14 protein-coding genes are annotated in these 17,761 nt (G+C 73.5%); 8 read left to right on the top strand and 6 right to left on the bottom strand.

Going from position 1 to position 17,761, the window contains the following annotated elements; translation table 11 throughout:
- Positions 1-46: 46 nt before the first annotated feature.
- Positions 47-2,299, bottom strand: coding sequence for an alpha-N-acetylglucosaminidase (locus MID12_RS15215; RefSeq protein ID WP_263173159.1), 2,253 nt, complete (start codon positions 2,297-2,299; stop codon positions 47-49).
- A 523-nt stretch (positions 2,300-2,822) separates the two neighbouring features.
- Here MID12_RS15215 and MID12_RS15210 point away from each other — a divergent pair.
- Positions 2,823-3,701, top strand: a complete 879-nt coding sequence (locus tag MID12_RS15210) for a hypothetical protein (RefSeq protein ID WP_263167808.1) — start codon at positions 2,823-2,825, stop codon at positions 3,699-3,701.
- A 211-nt stretch (positions 3,702-3,912) separates the two neighbouring features.
- Here the strand turns inward: MID12_RS15210 and MID12_RS15205 are convergent, their stop codons facing one another.
- Positions 3,913-5,271 carry a PLP-dependent aminotransferase family protein gene (locus MID12_RS15205; protein WP_263167806.1) on the bottom strand — a complete coding sequence of 453 codons (1,359 nt, stop codon included), beginning with the start codon at positions 5,269-5,271 and terminating at the stop codon, positions 3,913-3,915.
- Between the two features lie 118 nt (positions 5,272-5,389).
- On the opposite strand from MID12_RS15205, the gene MID12_RS15200 reads away from it, so the two are divergent.
- A complete protein-coding gene (locus MID12_RS15200; RefSeq protein WP_263167804.1) occupies positions 5,390-6,172 on the top strand; it encodes an alpha/beta fold hydrolase in 783 nt (260 codons plus the stop codon).
- Between the two features lie 138 nt (positions 6,173-6,310).
- Here MID12_RS15200 and snpA read toward each other — a convergent pair whose 3' ends face one another.
- Positions 6,311-6,970 (bottom strand): snapalysin, encoded by a 660-nt coding sequence (snpA, locus tag MID12_RS15195; RefSeq protein ID WP_040250951.1) that lies wholly within the window; start codon positions 6,968-6,970, stop codon positions 6,311-6,313.
- Positions 6,971-7,157: 187 nt separating this feature from the next.
- Here snpA and MID12_RS15190 point away from each other — a divergent pair, with 187 nt between their 5' ends.
- Positions 7,158-8,177 carry a LysR family transcriptional regulator gene (locus MID12_RS15190; RefSeq protein WP_263167802.1) on the top strand — a complete coding sequence of 340 codons (1,020 nt, stop codon included), beginning with the start codon at positions 7,158-7,160 and terminating at the stop codon, positions 8,175-8,177.
- A 313-nt stretch (positions 8,178-8,490) separates the two neighbouring features.
- Here MID12_RS15190 and MID12_RS15185 read toward each other — a convergent pair whose 3' ends face one another.
- Positions 8,491-10,599, bottom strand: a complete 2,109-nt coding sequence (locus tag MID12_RS15185) for a PhoX family protein (RefSeq protein ID WP_263167800.1) — start codon at positions 10,597-10,599, stop codon at positions 8,491-8,493.
- Positions 10,600-10,957: 358 nt separating this feature from the next.
- Here MID12_RS15185 and MID12_RS15180 point away from each other — a divergent pair, with 358 nt between their 5' ends.
- From MID12_RS15180 to MID12_RS15160, 5 genes are all read left to right on the top strand, one after another.
- Positions 10,958-12,658 (top strand): VWA domain-containing protein, encoded by a 1,701-nt coding sequence (locus tag MID12_RS15180; RefSeq protein ID WP_263167798.1) that lies wholly within the window; start codon positions 10,958-10,960, stop codon positions 12,656-12,658.
- Positions 12,659-12,820: 162 nt separating this feature from the next.
- Positions 12,821-14,548 carry a methionine--tRNA ligase gene (gene metG / locus MID12_RS15175; protein ID WP_263167796.1) on the top strand — a complete coding sequence of 576 codons (1,728 nt, stop codon included), beginning with the start codon at positions 12,821-12,823 and terminating at the stop codon, positions 14,546-14,548.
- 95 nt (positions 14,549-14,643) lie between these two features.
- A complete protein-coding gene (locus MID12_RS15170) occupies positions 14,644-14,991 on the top strand; it encodes a DUF6247 family protein (RefSeq protein ID WP_040250933.1) in 348 nt (115 codons plus the stop codon).
- The gene (locus MID12_RS15165) at positions 14,988-15,314 is read left to right on the top strand and encodes a hypothetical protein (protein ID WP_317633385.1); all 327 of its coding nucleotides are present in this window, start codon (positions 14,988-14,990) and stop codon (positions 15,312-15,314) included. Before MID12_RS15170 ends, MID12_RS15165 begins: the two co-directional genes overlap by 4 nt.
- Before the next feature lie 25 nt (positions 15,315-15,339).
- Positions 15,340-15,687, top strand: coding sequence for a hypothetical protein (locus MID12_RS15160; RefSeq protein WP_263167794.1), 348 nt, complete (start codon positions 15,340-15,342; stop codon positions 15,685-15,687).
- A gap of 121 nt (positions 15,688-15,808) precedes the next feature.
- Here MID12_RS15160 and MID12_RS15155 read toward each other — a convergent pair whose 3' ends face one another.
- Together MID12_RS15155 and MID12_RS15150 are read right to left on the bottom strand one after the other, a co-directional pair.
- Complete coding sequence (locus MID12_RS15155; RefSeq protein ID WP_040250930.1) at positions 15,809-16,879, bottom strand: NAD-dependent epimerase/dehydratase family protein; 1,071 nt, start codon at positions 16,877-16,879, stop codon at positions 15,809-15,811.
- A gap of 88 nt (positions 16,880-16,967) precedes the next feature.
- Positions 16,968-17,495, bottom strand: a complete 528-nt coding sequence (locus tag MID12_RS15150; protein WP_263167791.1) for an ATP-binding protein — start codon at positions 17,493-17,495, stop codon at positions 16,968-16,970.
- Positions 17,496-17,761: the final 266 nt, after the last annotated feature.

Raw genomic sequence — 17,761 nt, 5'->3', positions numbered from 1 at the left:
GAGCGCCGAGATGGCCGCCCCCGCGTGGTCGACCTCGACCTCGACCTCACCGTCCTCTGACCCCCGCCCTCAGCACCTCGCGTACCTGCCCCGCCACCCGGTAGGTGTCCCCGGTGGCCTTCTCCGGCCAGGGGCCGCCGGTGTCCAGCCAGCGGCGTTCGAGGGCGTACCAGTCGACCGGTTCGGGGTCGCGGCCCTCGGCGAGGGCGGTGGTGAGGGAGTCGAGGTAGGTCTTCCAGCGCAGGTGGTAGAGGCCGCCGACCAGGCCCGCCCAGTCGCGGTTGGCGTAGTCGTGCAGCTTGCCCTCGCCGGCCTGGCGGCGGCCGCCCCAGGTGGTGAGCAGGGTGACGGCGTCCTCCTGGAGGCGGTCGCGTTCGGCCTCGTCGGCGCCCCAGGCGCGGGCCTCGCGCACCCAGCCGCCGAGGAGGTGGTCCGGATCGGTGGCCACCAGGGTGTCGAGCAGGGTGATCCGCTCCAGCCAGGCCTTGCCGAGCCGGGCGAAGGCGGGGCGGTCGGCGGCCTCGTAGGCCCTTCGGAGGGCGGGCAGGCGGGTGCGGCTCTCGTTGGCGAGGCACTGGCGGGCCACGTCGAGGAGGTCGCGGCGGTAGGCGGCCGAGCCGCGCAGGGCGGGGGCGACCGCGAGCAGGGCGTCCAGGGCGCGGGCGAACTCGGCGGCGTCGTAGCGGAGTTGCTTGGGTGACCAGCTGGCCGCGGTGGTGGCGGTCAGGCTGGGGCGGGCCGCGAAGAGGGAGTCGGCGGGCTCGCTCCAGCGGTCGGCGCGGGTGGTGCCGTAGGCGGTGCGGCGCAGGATGTCCCAGGCCTCGGCGGCCTTGCGGTCCTGGGCGCCGTAGCGGCTCAGCGCGTAGTCGGAGAACCACTCCTTCAGGTCGGGGCCCGCCTCGGTCCAGGGGAGTTCGGAGAAGAGCTGGAAGGCGGCCGGGTTGTTGTCGGCGGCCTCCGGCATCAGGGCGATGCCGCGCATCAGGCTGCCCGCGCGGGTGAGCCAGGAGTGGTAGAGCGCGGACCAGTCGGGGGTGTTGGCGCCGAGCGCGGTGTGGCCGCCGAAGTTGGAGATGGAACCGAAGGCGTAGGGGGTGCCCGGCCAGTCGTCCTCGCGGCGGGTGACCTCGGGGAAGCGGTCGGAGAGGCCGTCGAGGACCAGGACGCGGTCGCGGTCGGCGGCGGCCAGCAGCTCCTTGGTGGGGTTCTTCTGCCAGCCGAGGATGGCCCACAGGGCGTCGGGGTGGGCGGCCTTCAGGGCGCCCTGGACGCCCTTGACCGCGTCCGCGACCGGCACGTCACCGGGCTTTCCGCCCTCGTGCAGGAGGTCCATCTTGTACAGCGTGGAGGCGCCGAACAGCTCGGCGTGCAGGCGGTAGTAGGCCTTCGCCACGGCGCGGAAGTGGGTGCCGCGCGGGTCCAGCCAGTCGGGGCGCTCGAAGCCCGCCCAGTCGCCCTGCGGGACCAGGTGCGCCCCCGGGTTGCGGTCGGCGAAGCCGGGCGGGACGGTGCCGAAGTAGCCGGGGAAGACCGGGGTCATGCCGAGTTCGCGCAGCCGCTCGCAGATCCGGCGGCCGAGGGCGGCGCGGCGGTCCAGGAGCTGACGGGAGACCGGGCCGCCGAAGGCCGACATGTTCTGCAGCAGCCACCAGGGCTGGTGGGCGGGGCCCGGGATCCAGGCGCGCACCTCCGCGTCGGTGTAGCCGAACTCCTGGAAGAGCCGGTGGTAGACCGCGTCGGCGCCGACGTAGACCAGCACCTCGTTGTAGCCGTGCAGCGCGAGCAGGTCGATCTCGCGCTCCCAGTAGGCCCAGTCGTGGTACGGGCCGGTGTAGCCGTCGTTGGTGTCGTTGAGGACGAAGCGGTGCGGGACGTTCGCGGTGCGGGCGAGCGGGGTGCCGACGGCGGGCAGCCGCGCGGGGAGGTCCGTCTGCTCCCCGGCCCAGGTGAGGTTGGCCCGGGCGAGGTGGGCGAGGTACCAGTACAGGCCGCGCAGCCGTACCGCCGCCGTGGTCCCCTCGACCAGGACGGCGCCCTCGGTGCCGGAGACCCGGAAGGCGTCCCGGCCGCCGGCGGCCGCGGGCAGCGGGGCGAAGCGCACCTGGTCCGCGTGGCGCGGCAGCAGCCGGCGCGCCGCCCGGCGGTCCGCGTCGGCGGCCTCGGCGGGCTTGCCGTCGGCGGCCGGGGAGCCGGGATCCGCGGGCGGTTCCGGCCCGTCGGCGAGGGTGAACGCGCCCGCCGCGCCCGCGGCGGCGGTCACGACGGCGGCGGTGACGAATGCTCGGCGCTTCATGGGGATCCTCCTCGCCGCAGCGGCTCTGCGGCCGGTCGGGGACGAACGGGAACGGGGATGGGAACGGGAACGGGAACGGGGACGGGGACGGAGGGAGTGGGGTGGAGTCGAGGGGCGTGCGGGGTGAGGGCCGGGCGGGGTCCGGTGCGAGGGGCCGCGTACGGGCGGCAGGCCGGTCCGGCTCGGGTCGGGGGCGTACGGCAGCAGGCAGGAACGACGGGAAGGGCAGGAAGGACGGGAACGGCGGGAACGGCAGGAACGACGGGGAAGGCGGGAACAGGCAGGACGGCGGGTGCCGGGCGGCCGGTGGAGGGCCGCGGCGGCGGTCACCATACGGGCGGAACGTGGCGCTGAGGAGGACGCCGGGCGGACAGCGCCCGACATGGGGCGCGTTCGTGGGGCGGCGCGTGGGCCGATCGCCGCACGCCCCTCCTGTTCAGGTGGTCCTGACCTCCCCTTCCGGTGGACCTGACCGCCGTATGCCGTGTTCCGGCTGGCACCGGTGCCCCGGGGCCTCTTGGCTGGAACCGTGTCCCGGATCCTGCGCGGAGTGCTGGCGGCGGTGCTGCTCACCACCGCCTGCCTCGCCCTGCCGCTCGGCACCGTCTCCCTCTGGGGCCGCTTCCAGCTCGCGGACCAGGAGCGGTACGTCGACACCATGGCGCCGCTGGCCGGGAACCCGGCGGTGCGCACCGCGGTCTCGGACGCGGTCGCCCGGGCGGTGAACGAGGAGGTGGACGCCGGTCCGCTCCAGGACGCGGTGGACAGCTACGTGCACCAGGCGGTGCGCTCCTTCTCCACCACCGAGGCCTACCGCAACGCCTGGGACGCCGCCAACCGCGCCGCCCACAAGGCCGTACTGCAGGCCCTGCGCGGCGAGGAGGGCGGCGAGGTGACCATCGAACTCGCACCGCTGGTACGGCAGTTGAAAGCGCAGCTGGAGGCGGACGGGGTGCCCTTCGCGGACAACATCCCGGTCCGCGAGAACCGGGTCACCGTGCTGCGCGCGGACGACCTGGCCCAGGTGCGGGCGCTCACCAACTTCCTGGAGGCGGTCGGCGTCTGGCTGCCGCTGGCCTCGCTGGTCCTCGCGGCGGGCGGCATCGCGCTCGCCCCGCGCCGGGCGGTCGCCGTCGCGGGTACCGGCCTCGGCATCGCGCTCGGGGCCGCGGCCGTGCAGATCATGACCGGCACCGGCCGCCGGATGACCCTCGGCGAACTCCCGCCGGACGTGCCCCGGGACGCCGTCGGCGCGGTCTACGACGCCCTCACCTCCTCGCTGCGCACCGCCAACTGGTGGCTGCTCGCCTTCGGCCTGCTCCTCGCCCTCGGCGCGGCGGGCTACGGCTACCGGGCCGCCCGGCGGTCCCGGGCCCGGGACGCGGAGGAGACCGGCGCGGGGTCCTGAGCCGTCCCTGTCCGGGATCCGCGGGGCTCCCTCAGCCACCCCCGCGCCATTCCCGTCCGGGCCCCGCACGACCCTGAACCGCCCCCCCCGCACCGCCCTCAAACCGTCCCTGTCCGGGACCCGCACCCGTCCCCGTCCGGGACCCGCGCCCGTCCCCGTCCGGAACCCGCGCAACCCGCGCGCCCCTGAACCGCCCCCGCGCGCCCCCGACTCAGCTCCGGGCAAGCTCCGCCAGGGTCCCGAGCGCTGCCGCCAGAGCCGGGCGAGGGGCACTCGCGAGCCCCAGGCGGACCGCGTCCGGGGCGCTCTGGGGGCCGACCGCGAAGGCGGAGCCGGGGGTGACGGCGATGCCGCGTTCGGCGGCCGCGGCGGCGAAGCGGTCGGCGCGCCAGGGGGCGGGCAGTTCCCACCAGGCGTAGTAGGCGTGCGGGTCGGTGTGGACGCGGAACTCGCCGAGCTCGCGGGCGACGAGCTGCTGGCGCCCGGCGGCGTCGGCGCGCTTGGCGACCACCAGGCGCGCCACGGTGCCGTCGGTGAGCCAGCGCACCGCCGCCTCCAGGGCGAAGCGGGAGGCGGTCCAGCCGCCGGAGCGCAGCACGGCGGCCACGTCGCCGATCGGCGGGGAGCAGACGGCGGGCTCGGCGGGGGTCACCAGGAGGCCCGCGGTCAGGCCGGGGGCGATCCGCTTGGAGAGGCCGTCGACGACGTAGGTGCGCTCGGGGGCGAAGGCGGCGAGCGGCGGCCGCTCGTCCTCGTGCAGGAAGGCCCAGATCCGGTCCTCCACGATGGGCAGCCCCAACTCCCGTATGGTCCAGGCGAGTTCTTCGCGGCGTCCGGCGGAGGCGGTGACCGAGGTCGGGTTGTGCAGGGTGGGCTGGACGTAGACGCCGCTGAGCGGGGCGGTGCGGTGCAGGGTCTGGAGGGCGTCCGGGCGCATGCCCTCGGCGTCCATGGCGACCGGCACCAGGATGATGCCGAGCCGGTCGGCGATCTCCTTCACCAGCGGATAGGTCAGCTGCTCCACGGCGATCCGCGCCCCGGCGCCGGAGCCCGGCCTGCCGTGCGCGCACAGCGCGGAGAGGGCGCCCGCGATGGCCTGCCGGGCGTTGCCCGCGAAGAGCAGCTGCCGGGGGTCGGGCCGCCAGGTGCCGGAGGCGAGCAGCGCGGCCACGGCCTCCCGGGCCTGGGCGGTCCCGGCGGCCGGTGCGGTACGGGTGGCCAGGTCCAGGACGTCGGGCCGCAGCAGCGGGGCGAGTCCGGCGGCGAGCAGCTCCGACTGGCCGGGCGCGACCGGGTAGGTGAGTTCGAGGTTGACCGGGACGAGGGTGGAGGCCTCGGTGAGCGGGCGCCCGGTGGGCACCGGCGCGGCCCGTACGAAGGTGCCGCGCCCGACCTCGCCGACGACCAGGCCGCGGCGCACCAGTTCGCCGTAGACCCGGCCCGCGGTCGAGACGGCGATATGGCGGCGGCGGGCGAAGGCGCGCTGCGGGGGCAGCCGGTCGCCCGGCCGCAGCACGCCCGCGGCGATCTCCTCGGCCACCCGGTCGGCTATCCGCCGGTAGTCCTCCATGTCGCACTCCCCGTTTCCCCGTTCACTCCCGGTTTCGCCGGGTTCGCACCCGGCAAGATTGCACCGAGAGCAATGTTTTCATTGCACCGAGTCAGCGGGGCCGCCTAGGGTCGCACCCATGGCTCCCCTCCTCGCATACGAGGACGAAGGCGCAGGTCAGGCGCTCGTCCTCGTCCATGGTCATCCCTTCGACCGGTCCATGTGGGCCCCGCAGCGGGCGGCCTTCGCCGCCACCCATCGCGTCCTCACCCCCGATCTTCGCGGGTACGGGGACTCACCTGTCACTCCCGGTGCCGTACGTCTCTCCACTTTCGCCGAGGACATCCGTGCCCTCCTCGACGAACTCGGCGTCCGGCGCTTCGTGCTCGCCGGGCTCTCGATGGGCGGGCAGATCGTCATGGAGTGCCTGCGGCGGTTCGGGGACCGGATCGACGGACTGGTCCTCGCCGACACTTCCCCGGAGGCCGAGTCCCCGGCGGGCCGCGCCGAGCGCCACCGGGCGGCCGACCGGCTGCTGCGCGAGGGCATGCGCGGATACGCCGACGAGGTCCTGTACCGGATGGTGGCCCCGGGCGCCGACCCGGAGGTGGCCGCCCATGTGCACCGGATGATGTGCTCCACCGACCCGGTGGGCGCGGCCGCCGCCCTGCGCGGCCGGGCCGAACGCCCCGACTACCGGGAGCTGCTGGCCCGTACCGCCGTTCCCGTGCTGGTGGTCGTCGGCCGCGAGGACGGCTTCACTCCGGTCGCCGGGGCGGAGGCCCTGCACGCCGCGGTGCCCGGCTCCTCGCTCACCGTCGTGGAGGGCGCCGCCCACCTGCCGAACCTGGAACGGCCCGAGGCCTTCAACGCGGCGCTCGCGGACTTCCTCGACCGGCTCCCGGCGGGGACGGGGACCTGACCCGGGGAGCGGGCGCCGGCCGCCGGTTCCGGGGGTCCGGCCGGGGCGGAAACGACAGCGCGGACCGCCCTGGAGAGGGCGGCCCGCACTTGTGGGGGGTGGGTTCGGTCTACGGACCCGCGGACGTGGAGCCCGGGATCAGCGGGCGTTGACCTTGTGCAGCGCCTTCTCGAAGCCGTTGGCCCACAGCTGCTCGACCTTCGAGCGCTCCGCGGAGTCGGGCTGCGAGTTGGTGCAGGACGTGCCGGGGCCGCCGCCGGACATCAGCTGGCTGCACGGGCCGTCGTAGGTGTCCGGGAGACCGAGGACGTGGCCGGTCTCGTGGGCGGTGACGCGGGTGGAGTCGTACTCCTCGTTCTGCGCGTAGTCGAGGAAGACGTAGCCGCTGCCGTGACCGTCGGTCGAGGCGTACGAGCCGCGGGGGTCGTTGCCCTCGCGGTACTCGAAGTCGGCGTTGGAGCCCTCCTGGAGCTGGACGTTGGCGACGGCGCTGTTCCAGATGCTGGTGGAGGAGGCGATCTGCGACGCGAAGGTCGGGGCACCGGAGGCGTCGTAGGTGACGGTGACGGCCTTGATGCCCGGGTTCTCGGCGCGCTTCTCGGCGACCGACTTCATCACGGCCTCGAAGAAGGCCGCGTTCGCCTTCGCCTCCGCCTTCGAGCCCTGGTACGCGGCGGCCGAGGTGGTGGCGGTCGGCGCCTGGGCGGCACCGGCGGGGGCGGCACCGAAGGCGGCGAGGGCACCGGCGGTCAGCGCGATACCGGCGGAAGCGGAGACGAAACGACGGGAAAGCTTCATGGTGGGGGGACTCCTACTCGTTCTTGGGTGGGGGCGAGAACGGTTGGTAGGGAGTTTCAACGAACCTCGGGCCGCCGGGATGATGGCAAACATCGATAGCTTCCGGCTATCCCCGGGCAACTGGGGCGGATAAGGCCCGATTTGTATATCTGGTGCGGGGGGCCCGGGCGGCCCTACGCTCACAGCCATGGAGCTCGAGGTGAGGCACCTGCGCGTGCTGACCGCCATCGCCGATCACGGCAGCCTGCACAAGGCGGCGCGCGAGCTCGGCATGGCCCAGCCCTCGATGAGCACCCAGCTGCGCCGGATCGAGCAGGCCCTCGGCGGCCAGCTCTTCACCCGCGAACGCACCGGCTGCCGTCCGACCCCGCTCGGCCGCGTCGTGCTCAGCCGCGCCCGGCCGCTGGTGGCCGACATGCTCGCACTCGTCACCGAGAGCCGCGCCGCCGCCGCCCGCGCCGGGGGCCCGCAGCTGCGCATCGGCTCCACCGCGAGCGTGGCCCTGCCGGCCTGGCTCAGGCGGCTGCGCACCAGCGAGACGGCCGGTGAACCGACCCTCCAGATGGACGTCTCCGGCAACTCCCTGCTGCGGATGGTGGCAGCCTGCCAGATCGACATCGCCTTCGTGCACGAGGTCGAGGGCACCACCATGCTGAACCTCCCCGGCGGCCTCGCGGTGCGCGAACTCATCGCCCGCGAACCGCAGTTCCTCTCGCTCAGCGCCGACCACCCGGCCACCGCCAAGTCCGTGGTGGAACTCTCCGACTTCGCCGAGGACCGCTGGATGGTCGACCCCACCGTGGACGGCGAGTGGGACGGCCTCTCCCGGGTGCTGCGCGAGGCCCGGCTCGACCCGCCCCTGCTGCACGGCGACTACATGACCGCCGCCCAGCTGGTCGCCATCGGCGAGGTCGTCACCGTCATCCAGCCCACCGCCCAGGCCCGCCCCGGCACCGCGATACGCCGCATCGCGGGCGATCCCATCGGCGTACGGCTGCTGCTCGCGGCCCGCACCGAGGAGGACCTCGACGCGGTCTACGGCCACCTGGAGGAGGCCTACTGGGAGGCGGCCTGGCAGGCGCCGGAGTACCGGGCGCTCCTGGAGGCGGAGGACGCGGAGCGGTCCGGGGACGCCGGTGCGGCGTTCCCTGCGGCGAAGGCGAAGGCGGCCCGCCCGCCCGACCGCGAATCGGCGCCGTATATATAGGGACGGGCCCGCGCCTCCCGCACCGGCCACTCGCAAGGAATTTCCGCCCCTGCCCGGGCAGGGAACCGTTTCGCCTCGCGGCTCTTCCCTTCGGTTGCAAGGTCATTCGCGGAGCAGTCGCCGCGCCCCCTCGCGCCGCTCACCGCCTCCCGGCCCCGAGCGAATCCACGCGTCCGCAAACGCCGCCGCCCGGCGGCGATGCCCTCACGGCCTCGGCACCGCCACCGCGCGCGACTCGGCGGAACGTCCCCGAACTCCCTTGCGGGGAACCGGCAGGGAAGGGGGACTCACCGGCCGGTCCCACCTGCCGGACTCAGACCCCGATGTCGCGGCCGTCCTCGCGCCAGACCGAGACCACCGACGGACGCACATACGAACCCGGCCCGTCCGGCCACTGGCTCGCGGGCTTGTCGACGGTGGCGCCGTCGACCTCGCCCGGGTGCTGTACGGAGACGAGCACATGCCGGTCCTGGACCAGCGGGCCGCAGGTCTCGGCGCCCTTGGGCATGGTGAGGAACTGCTTGAGCTCGCCGCGCCGTTCCCCGCGGGTGGCCACGCCGAAGAGGCCGTCGTGGGTGCCGAGGGCGTTGCCGTCGGTGGAGATCCACAGGTTGCCGTGCGGGTCGAAGGCCACGTTGTCCGGGCAGGAGATGGGGCTCACCCGGTCCTTCGGGAAGCCCGCGAAGTAGGTCGCCGGGTCCTCCGGGTCACCGGCCACCAGGAAGAGCGACCAGGCGAAGCGGGTGGCCTCGGGGCGCTCGCGGTGCTCGGTCAGCTCCAGGATCTGGCCGTGCTTGTTGAGGTTGCGCGGGTTGGCCTCGTCGGGGCCCGCCTTGCCCTCCTTGCCGCGGTCGGTGTTGTTGGTGAGCGCGACATAGACCTTGCCGGTCTTCGGGGAGGGCTCGATGTCCTCGGGGCGGTCCATCTTGGTGGCGCCCGCCTTGTCGGCGGCGAAGCGCGTGAAGACGTAGACCTCCTCGGCGCTCATCCCCTCGACATGCGAGACGGCGCCCTCGGGGCCCGCCGTCGCCAGCGGGATCCACTCGCCGCTGCCGTCGAACTCGCCGTCCGCCGGAAGCTTCCCGGAGCCGTCGATCGACCCGGCGGGGGAGTCGCCGGTCAGCTTGGCGACGTAGAGGGTGCCCTCGTCGAGCAGGGTCAGGTTGTGGGCGTGCGCCGCGCGGCCGCCGCCGTGCCGCATCCGCTTGGAGGAGACGAACTTGTAGAAGTAGTCGAACTTCTCGTCGTCGCCGAGGTAGACCACCGGACGCCCGTCGCGGGTCAGCCGCGGCTGCGCGCCCTCGTGCTTGAAGCGGCCGAGCGCGGTGCGCTTGCGCGGGGTGGACTGCGGGTCGTACGGGTCGAGTTCGACCACGTACCCGAAGCGGTTGATCTCGTTCGGCTCCTTGAGCAGGTCGAAGCGCTCGTCGAACTCCTCCCAGCGCCGCTCGGAGGCGGCGCCGACGACCCCGTACCGCTTGAGCCGCGCGGCCCGGTCCTTGTCGGTGACCTTCTCGGCGTTGGCGAAGTACTGGTTGAAGTTCTCCTCGCCGTGCAGCGTGGTGCCCCAGGGGGTGGTGCCGCCCGAGCAGTTGTTGAGTGTGCCGAGGACCGTGGTGCCGTGCGGGTCGGCCTTGGTGCGCACCAGCTCGCTGCCCGCGGCCGGGCCGCTGAGGCGGAACTCGCTGGTGACGGTGAGCCGCCGGTTCAGCTGGTGGCGGCGCACCGCGCGCAGCCCGCCGCGGTGCTCCTCCTCCACCACGACCACCGAGAGCCCGTGCGCGGCCCAGGCGATCTCCACCTGCTCGCGGGTCGGCTGCTCCTCGTCGTAGTCGCGGAACATCAGGATCTCGTCGGTGTACTCGTGGTTGGCGACGAGGAGTTGGCGGCACCGCTCGCCGCGCAGCGGCAGCAGCGAGAGGAAGTCGTTGTTGTAGCCGAACTGCCCGGCCTGCGCCTTCGCCGACTGCCGCTCCGGGTCGAAGTCGGGGGCGCCGCGCAGGATCGGCTCGCCCCAGCTGATGACGAGGTTCTGCGCATAGCCCGCGGGGACCGTCACCCGGTCGTCGGTGTTCGGCGCGACCGGCGCGAACCGCAGCCCGCGCGCCCCGTCCCTGCCGTGGTGCTTCCCCCCGCCGTGGCCGTCCTGACCGCTTCCCTCCCGGCCGTCCACCGGTCCGGCGCTCGCGTCCCCCGCGCCCGCGCCGAGCACGGCACCGCCCGCGGCGGCGGCGACCGTGACCACGGCCGCGGCCCGCACCATCGAACGGCGGCTCAGCGCCCCGGCGATGACCTCGCCCACGTAGGTGTTGCCACTGGTGTTGGGCACCTCGTGGAAGCAGGCGTCGCCGCAGCGGAACCGGCAGGTCATCGCGGACCGGCCGCCCTGGTGCGAGGTGATGATCGGCAGCTGTTTGCGCACTTGCGCCTCCGTAGTCGCGCACGTTCGCCGGTACGCTCCGCACCGGCCGAAGACCGGAGCGCCCGCGGAACACTGCGCGAGATGCGCGGCCCTGGCTGGATTCCGGCTGTTTTCGGCCAGACGCTAGGGGCGCCAACGGGCCCTGCGTGAACCGCGGAATGAATACGAGGTGAACGCGCGGCCAGACCGTGTTCCGGGTACGACCTGGGGCCGCGCCCGCCCGGCCCCTGATTTCCGGGCCCGCTCCCCGCCCGTACCCCGGCCAAGATCGCCGACAGCGGCGGCTAACCTTACGTGTCCGCCCTGGCCAGGGTTTGCCAGGCATCACGGGAAACAAAGCACGCAAAGGGTCGCGCACATGGGCATCTTCAGCCGCCTGCGGAACACCTTCACACGCTCCCGCAAGGGTCGCCCCGCCGAACAGGCACCCGGCACCACCGAGCCGACCGGCACCGCCGCACCGGCGGCCGCCGAGGAGCCCGCGCGCGCCGACAGCGCGGGCAGCGGCGGCACGGACAACGTCCGTACGGGCAGCGGCGGTACGGGCGCCGGCCGTACCGGCGGCGGCAGCGCGGGCACCTCGGCGTCCGGCACCACGGTCCCGGCCGCGCGCCGCAGCACCGAGTCCGGCGCCTCCCGGGACGCCTCGGTCGCCGACGACCTGGTCGCCGCGGCCTTCGACAACGTGACGGTGCCGAAGCAGGGGGCGCCGCGGGGGGAGGGGGCGGAGACGGCGGAGGCTGCGGAGTCCGCGAAGCCCGTGGAGTCTGCGGAGCCTGCGGTGACCGAGCCCAAGTCCGGTGCGGAAGAGCCGACTTCGGGTGCCGGAGAGCCGACTTCGGGCGCGGAGGACGCGGAGGACGCGGAGGTCTCGCCTCAGGCAGAGGCCTCGCCTCAGGCGGAGGCCTCGCCCCAGGCGGTGGAGGATCCCGTGGTGGACGACGCGGCGGGGGATGCCGCGGCGGAGGTCACCGAGCAGGCTTCAACGGAGGCTGCCGGGGCGGTAGTTGCGGAGCCGGAGGCGAAGCCCGAGCCCGAGGCGGAGTCGACCTCCGAGCCGGAGGCCGAGCGCGAGCCGGAGCCCGAGCCCAAGCCCGAGCCGGTGGTGGCCCCCGAGCCCGCCGCGACCCCCGAGCCGACCGCGGCAGCGGAGCCCGAGCCCACCCCGGAGCCGGAGGCATCCCCCGAGCCCGTGGCAGCCCCCGAGCCCGAGGCGGCCGCCGAGCCGGAGCCCACCCCCGAGCCGGAAGCAGCCCCGGAACCCGAGGCGGCCCCCGAACCCGAGCCTTCCCCCGGCCCCGGAGCCGCCCCCCTGGCCGCGGCCGACGAATCCCCCTCAGCCCCTGCCGACACGGACACGGACACCGTCACCGAAAACGACACCGTCACCGAAACCGTCACCACCACCGCCCCCCTCTCCCCCCTCCTCACCGGAGCCCACACCGCCGCCGCGCAGGTGCTCGCCGACCGGGGGCTGAGCGGGGTGCGGGCGCGGGTCTACCTCGTACTGGACCGGTCCGGTTCGATGCGGCCGTACTACAAGGACGGTTCGGCGCAGGCGCTCGGTGAGCAGGTGCTCGCGCTGGCCGCGCACACCGACCCGGCGGCGACCGTGCCCGTCGTCTTCTTCTCCACGGAGATCGACGGCACCGGCGAGCTGACCCCGGACTCCTTCGAGGGACGCGTCGACGCGCTGCACGCCGAGTGCGGCCGGATGGGGCGCACCAGCTACCACGCCGCGATCGAGGAGATCGTCGCGCAGCACAAGAAGTACGAGAAGGCCGAGGGCGGGAAGGCACCGGCCCTCGTCGTCTTCCAGACCGACGGTCCGCCGGACACCAAGGGCCCGGCCACCGCGGCGCTGAAGGCGGCCGAGCGGCTGCCGCTGTTCTTCCAGTTCGTGGCCTTCGGCGAGCACGAGGCCAAGGGCTTCGACTACCTGCGCAAGCTCGACGTCCCGAACGCCGCCTTCTTCCACGCCGGACCGGCCCCGCGCGAGCTGACCGACGCGGAACTGTACGAGGGCCTGCTCGCGCACTGGAAGCCGGCCACCGGCTGAGCGCCCGGAGCACCGGCGTCACACAGCGTCCCGGAGGCCGTCCGCACCGTAAATCCAGGAGCGGGCGGCCCCCGCATGTCGGCTACGATTTCGGGGTTCGTACGACGAGATTCCGGCACCCGCCGCTCGTCACTCCGCGTAACGACCTGGGAGCAGCCCCCGATGGCTCGACACCTCATCACCAGCGCCCTTCCGTACATCAACGGGATCAAGCACCTGGGCAACATGGTGGGGTCGATGCTCCCGGCGGACGTCTACTCCCGCTACCTGCGCCAGCGCGGGCACGATGTCCTCTACATCTGCGCCACCGACGAGCACGGCACCCCCGCCGAACTGGCCGCGAAGGCGCAGGGCGTACCGGTCGACGAGTTCTGCGCCCAGGCGCACGAGGCGCAGAAGGCGATCTACGACGGGTACGCGCTCGCCTTCGACTACTTCGGCCGCAGCTCCAGCCCGCAGAACGTCGAGATCACCCAGCACTTCGCGCGCCGCCTGAACGAGAACGGCTTCATCGAGGAGCGCGCGATCCGCCAGGTCTACTCGCCCGCGGACGGCCGCTTCCTGCCGGACCGCTATGTCGAGGGCACCTGCCCGCACTGCGGCTACGACAAGGCCCGCGGCGACCAGTGCGAGAACTGCACCCGGGTGCTCGACCCGACCGACCTGATCGATCCGCGCAGCGCCATCAGCGGCTCCACGGACCTCGAAGTCCGCGAGACCAAGCACCTCTTCCTGCTCCAGTCCAAGCTCCAGCAGGAGGTGGAGGCCTGGGTGGCGCAGACCTCCCAGGCCGCCCCCGAGTGGCCGCAGCTGTCCACCTCGATCGCCCGCAAGTGGCTGACCGAGGGCCTGCACGACCGCGCGATCACCCGCGACCTGGACTGGGGCGTCCCGGTCCCGGCGGACACCTGGCCCGAACTGGCCGCCGAGGGCAAGGTGTTCTACGTCTGGTTCGACGCCCCGATCGAGTACATCGGCGCCACCAAGGAGTGGTCCGACGCGGCGGGCGAGAGCGCCGGGCACGACTGGAAGTCCTGGTGGTACGAGGCCGCGGACGTCCGCTACACCCAGTTCATGGCCAAGGACAACGTCCCCTTCCACACGGTGATGTTCCCGGCCACCGAGCTGGGCGTCCGCGAGCCCTGGAAGATGGTCGACTACGTCAAGGCCTTCAACTGGCTGACGTACTACGGCGGGAAGTTCTCCACCTCGCAGAAGCGCGGCGTCTTCACCGACCAGGCCCTGGAGATCCTGCCCGCGGACTACTGGCGCTACTTCCTGATCGCCAACGCCCCCGAGTCCGACGACTCCTCCTTCACCTGGGAGCACTTCACCGCCACCGTCAACAAGGACCTGGCGGACACCCTCGGCAACTTCGTCAACCGGGTGCTGTCCTTCTCCCGCAAGCGCTTCGGCGAGGCGGTCCCCGCGGGCAGCGAGGCGGGCGAGGCGGAGGCGAGGCTCGGCACCGAGATCGCCCGCCTGCTCGCCGAGTACGAGGAGCAGATGGAGGCCCTGCAGTTCCGCAAGGCGGCCGCCGCGCTGCGCGCCCTGTGGTCCGCGGGCAACTCCTACCTGGAGGAGAAGGCCCCCTGGCTGGAGATCAAGACCGACCAGGACGCCGCCGCCCTGACCCTGCGCACCGCGATGAACCTCATCCACCTGTACGCGGTGGTCTCCGAGCCCTTCATCCCCACCTCCGCCGCCGCCATGCGCACCGCCTTCACCCTCCCCGACGACACCGCCACCTGGATCACCCCGACCCAGGCCACCACCCTGGACACCGTCCCCGCGGGCACCCCCTTCACGGTGCCCCCGGTCCTCTTCGCCAAGATCACCGACGAGGAACTGGACTCGTACAAGGACCGCTTCGGGGGCGAGGGGGCCTGAGGGGACGGGCGGGCGGGCAGCTCACACCGCAAGGCGCGGAGAGCTATGGTCGGGAAAGCGAATATCTGCAGCGGCACAGAGGAGGACGACCGGTCATGACTGCTCACGCGGCGGAACACACACCGGCTGTCCCGCCCATGCCCGAGCGCAATCCGAAGGCCCTGCGCGAGGCGATCGCGCAGCACGCCCCCGAGCTCCTCGCGGACTTCGACAGCCACTGGCGGTGGGCGGTCGCCGAGACCTACGACATCAGCACTGTGCCCGCCTTCATGGCCCGCTGGTGGGGCCAGTACGCGATCGCCCGTGACCCGAAGCTCGACGCGCATGTCACGGACCTCGAACACCGCGCGTCCGAGTCCACCGATCTCACCGAGGCCAGGTCCCTCCTCGAAGCGGCGTCCCACATCCGGCATCAGGTGCAACGCCTGGAGCCCGGGCAGTGATCGACGACGGGTTCATGGGCCCGCCATGGCAGATGGACTGGACCCTCAAGGCCCAGGCCGCACGGGACGTACTGCCCGAGCATGCACGCAAGATCGTCGATGCCGTACGCGCTGAGTTGGTCACCGCGGACGACCCTTACTTTCGCGGCATCGAGACGGACATGGGTCTCCCCACCGGCATGCGGGTGGAACCCGTGCGCTCCAGCGATCCGAAGGGCGCCCGTGTCTTCCTCTTCGATGGCGGCCACGGCTGGCTGATCTACACCTTCGTACAGCGCACGGAAGATCCGCAGATCATCGTGGAAGAGATCTTCTGGCAGTGACCTGAGGCCCATCTGGAGGAAGCTGATGAGCGTGGTCACCTACTTTCCCGGCCGCGGTATCTACCGGGAGCCGGCCTACTTGGAGGGCAAGGAGGTCGGCAAGGAGGAAGGCGCCATAGAGGCGAAGGCCGCGGTGGTGGTTCGGGTGCTGGAGCTGCGCGGCATCGAGGTGTCCCAGGACGTCCGCGAGCGGATGGCCGGCTGTGCCGACCCTGTTCTCCTCGACCGGTGGCTGGAGCGCGCCCCCACCGCGACACGTGCCGAGGCGCTCTTCGAGCAGCCATCCACCGTCGGCCAGGCGCCTGCGCCCATCCCCGCCCCGGCCTCGGAACCCGCGGCGGCCGACTCGCTCCCGCAAACGCGGCAGGACTGAGCCCGGCGGCGGAACAGCGCAAGGCCCGGTACCGAAGGAGTCTGCTTCGGTGCCGGGTCGTCGTCGTCCGCGGGCCCGACTCCCGCGTACAGCAAGGCGGTCAGCCGGTACAGGAAGGCGGTCAGCCGGCCCGTTCGCCGTCCCCCCGCAGCGCCGCCCCCGCGAACTCCTTCATGCCCTCCGCGAAGGTGATGCGGGGGTGCCAGCCCAGGTCGGTGCGGAGGCGGGTGGAGTCGGCGGTGATGTGGCGGACGTCGCCGAGGCGGTATGCGGCGGTGGTGACCGGGTCGGGGCCGCCGTGGGCGCGGGCGAGTTCGGTGGCCATCTCGCCGATGGTGTGCGGGTCGCCGCTGCCGGTGTTGTACGCGGTGAAGGGGGCCCGGCCGCCCGCGTGCAGGGCGCTCAGGGCGAGGACGTTGGCGTGGGCCACATCGCGTACGTGGACGAAGTCGCGGCGCTGGCGGCCGTCCTCGTAGACCTGGGGCGGCTTGCCGTTCGCCAGGGCCGAGCGGAAGAAGGAGGCGACTCCCGCGTACGGGGTGTCGCGGGGCATGCCGGGTCCGTAGACGTTGTGGTAGCGCAGCGAGACGGCCGTGGAGCCGGTGGAGCGGGCCCAGGCGGCGGCGAGGTGCTCCTGGGCGAGCTTGGTGGTGGCGTAGACGTTGCGGGGGTCGGTGGGGGCGTCCTCGCCGACGAGCCCGGGAGCCAGCGGTTCACCGCAGTCGGGGCAGCCGGGCTCGAAGCGTCCGGCGTCGAGGTCGGCGACGGCGCGCGGACCAGGCCGTACGGTGCCGTGCGCGGGGCAGGTGTAGCGGCCCTCCCCGTAGACCACCATCGAACCGGCGAGGACCAGGGCCTTCACCCCGGCCCGCGCGGCGGCGGCGAGGAGGACCGCGGTGCCGAGGTCGTTGCAGCCGACGTAGTCGGGGGCGTCCGCGAAGTCCTTGCCGAGGCCGACCATCGCGGCCTGGTGGCAGACGGCGTCCACCCCGCGCAGCGCGGCGCTCACCGCCTCCGGGTCCCGTACGTCGGCGGTGAGCTGCGGGGCCCCGGGGTGCGGCGCGGGGGGCCGGTCGCCGTGGGCCGAGGGCAGCAGGGCGTCGAGGACGAGGGGTTCGTGCCCGGCTTCGAGCAGTTCCGCCACGATGTGGGATCCGATGAATCCGGCGCCGCCGGTGACCAGTACGCGCATCCGGCCACCGTAGGACGGCGGTGCCGGTACGGCGGGCGGCGCGCGGGGGACGTCACGGGTCCGTAAGGGGTGAGGGGTGAGGGGAGGATCAGACGAGCGGGTCGTGGGGGCGTCGGGGGGTGGTCACCAGGCCGGTGCGCGGGGGCGGCGGCGCGTGGGCGTCGTCGGGCGGGGTGGCGAACTCGGCCAGCATCGTGGTGCCGGTGGTGGTCAGGCGGGCGACGGTGCGGGTGGTGTGGGCGCGGACCAGGGCGAGGCCCCGGCCGCAGCGGGGGTAGCCGTCGCCGGGGCCCTGGGCGGGTACGGGGGCGTGCCGCCAGCGGCCGATGTCGTGCACCTCGGCGCGCAGGGTGCCCTCGCCGGAGCTGAGGCGCAGGGTGACGACGGGGCTGCCGCTGTGCCGGACCGCGTTGGTGACCAGCTCGGTGACGACCAGGGCGAGGGATTCGCAGGTGTGCCCGGCCAGGCCCCAGCGGCGGGCCATGGCTCCGGCGAAGCGGCGCATGACGGTCGGCGCCTCCGGAGTGGACGCCAGGGTGCACAGGGCGTGCTCGGACGGCGGGTCTGCGGGGTGCCCCCGTGTCGGCACGGTGGGCGGATGGGCTCCGGTGGTCATGCGGCTCTCCAGCGTGGGACTGCCGGGTCCCCGGCGCCCTCCGTGGTCCGCGGGGAAGGAGATCTCCTCGGGGCGGGGCGGGGGACGAGGCGCCCTGGGGCGGGAGGCCCTTGGCGAGACGTCCGCCGCGAGGTGCCCTCGATGTCCTCGGCGCGATGTCCTCGGTCGAGAGGGGGACCCGTAGTCCCATGCTGGGGGCACGACACGGGGGCAGCAATCAGGGCAGACTGGACTACGGATACGTAAACAAGCCGGAAGTGCCGGGT

The organism is Streptomyces sp. SCSIO ZS0520, from assembly GCF_025643355.1.
Taxonomy (GTDB): Bacteria; Actinomycetota; Actinomycetes; order Streptomycetales; family Streptomycetaceae; genus Streptomyces; species Streptomyces physcomitrii.
This window is presented reverse-complemented; position numbering and strand designations above follow the sequence as displayed.

Bases quoted from the DNA above. Each gene is read 5' to 3' on its own strand.
- MID12_RS15205 (WP_263167806.1), bottom strand. From the start codon at position 5,271: ATGGAGGACTACCGGCGGATAGCCGACCGGGTGGCCGAGGAGATCGCC.
- MID12_RS15180 (WP_263167798.1), top strand. From the start codon at position 10,958: ATGGGCATCTTCAGCCGCCTGCGGAACACCTTCACACGCTCCCGCAAG.
- MID12_RS15155 (WP_040250930.1), bottom strand. From the start codon at position 16,879: ATGCGCGTACTGGTCACCGGCGGCGCCGGATTCATCGGATCCCACATC.
- metG (WP_263167796.1), top strand. From the start codon at position 12,821: ATGGCTCGACACCTCATCACCAGCGCCCTTCCGTACATCAACGGGATC.
- MID12_RS15150 (WP_263167791.1), bottom strand. From the start codon at position 17,495: ATGACCACCGGAGCCCATCCGCCCACCGTGCCGACACGGGGGCACCCC.
- MID12_RS15200 (WP_263167804.1), top strand. From the start codon at position 5,390: ATGGCTCCCCTCCTCGCATACGAGGACGAAGGCGCAGGTCAGGCGCTC.
- MID12_RS15160 (WP_263167794.1), top strand. From the start codon at position 15,340: ATGAGCGTGGTCACCTACTTTCCCGGCCGCGGTATCTACCGGGAGCCG.
- MID12_RS15190 (WP_263167802.1), top strand. From the start codon at position 7,158: ATGGAGCTCGAGGTGAGGCACCTGCGCGTGCTGACCGCCATCGCCGAT.
- MID12_RS15170 (WP_040250933.1), top strand. From the start codon at position 14,644: ATGACTGCTCACGCGGCGGAACACACACCGGCTGTCCCGCCCATGCCC.
- snpA (WP_040250951.1), bottom strand. From the start codon at position 6,970: ATGAAGCTTTCCCGTCGTTTCGTCTCCGCTTCCGCCGGTATCGCGCTG.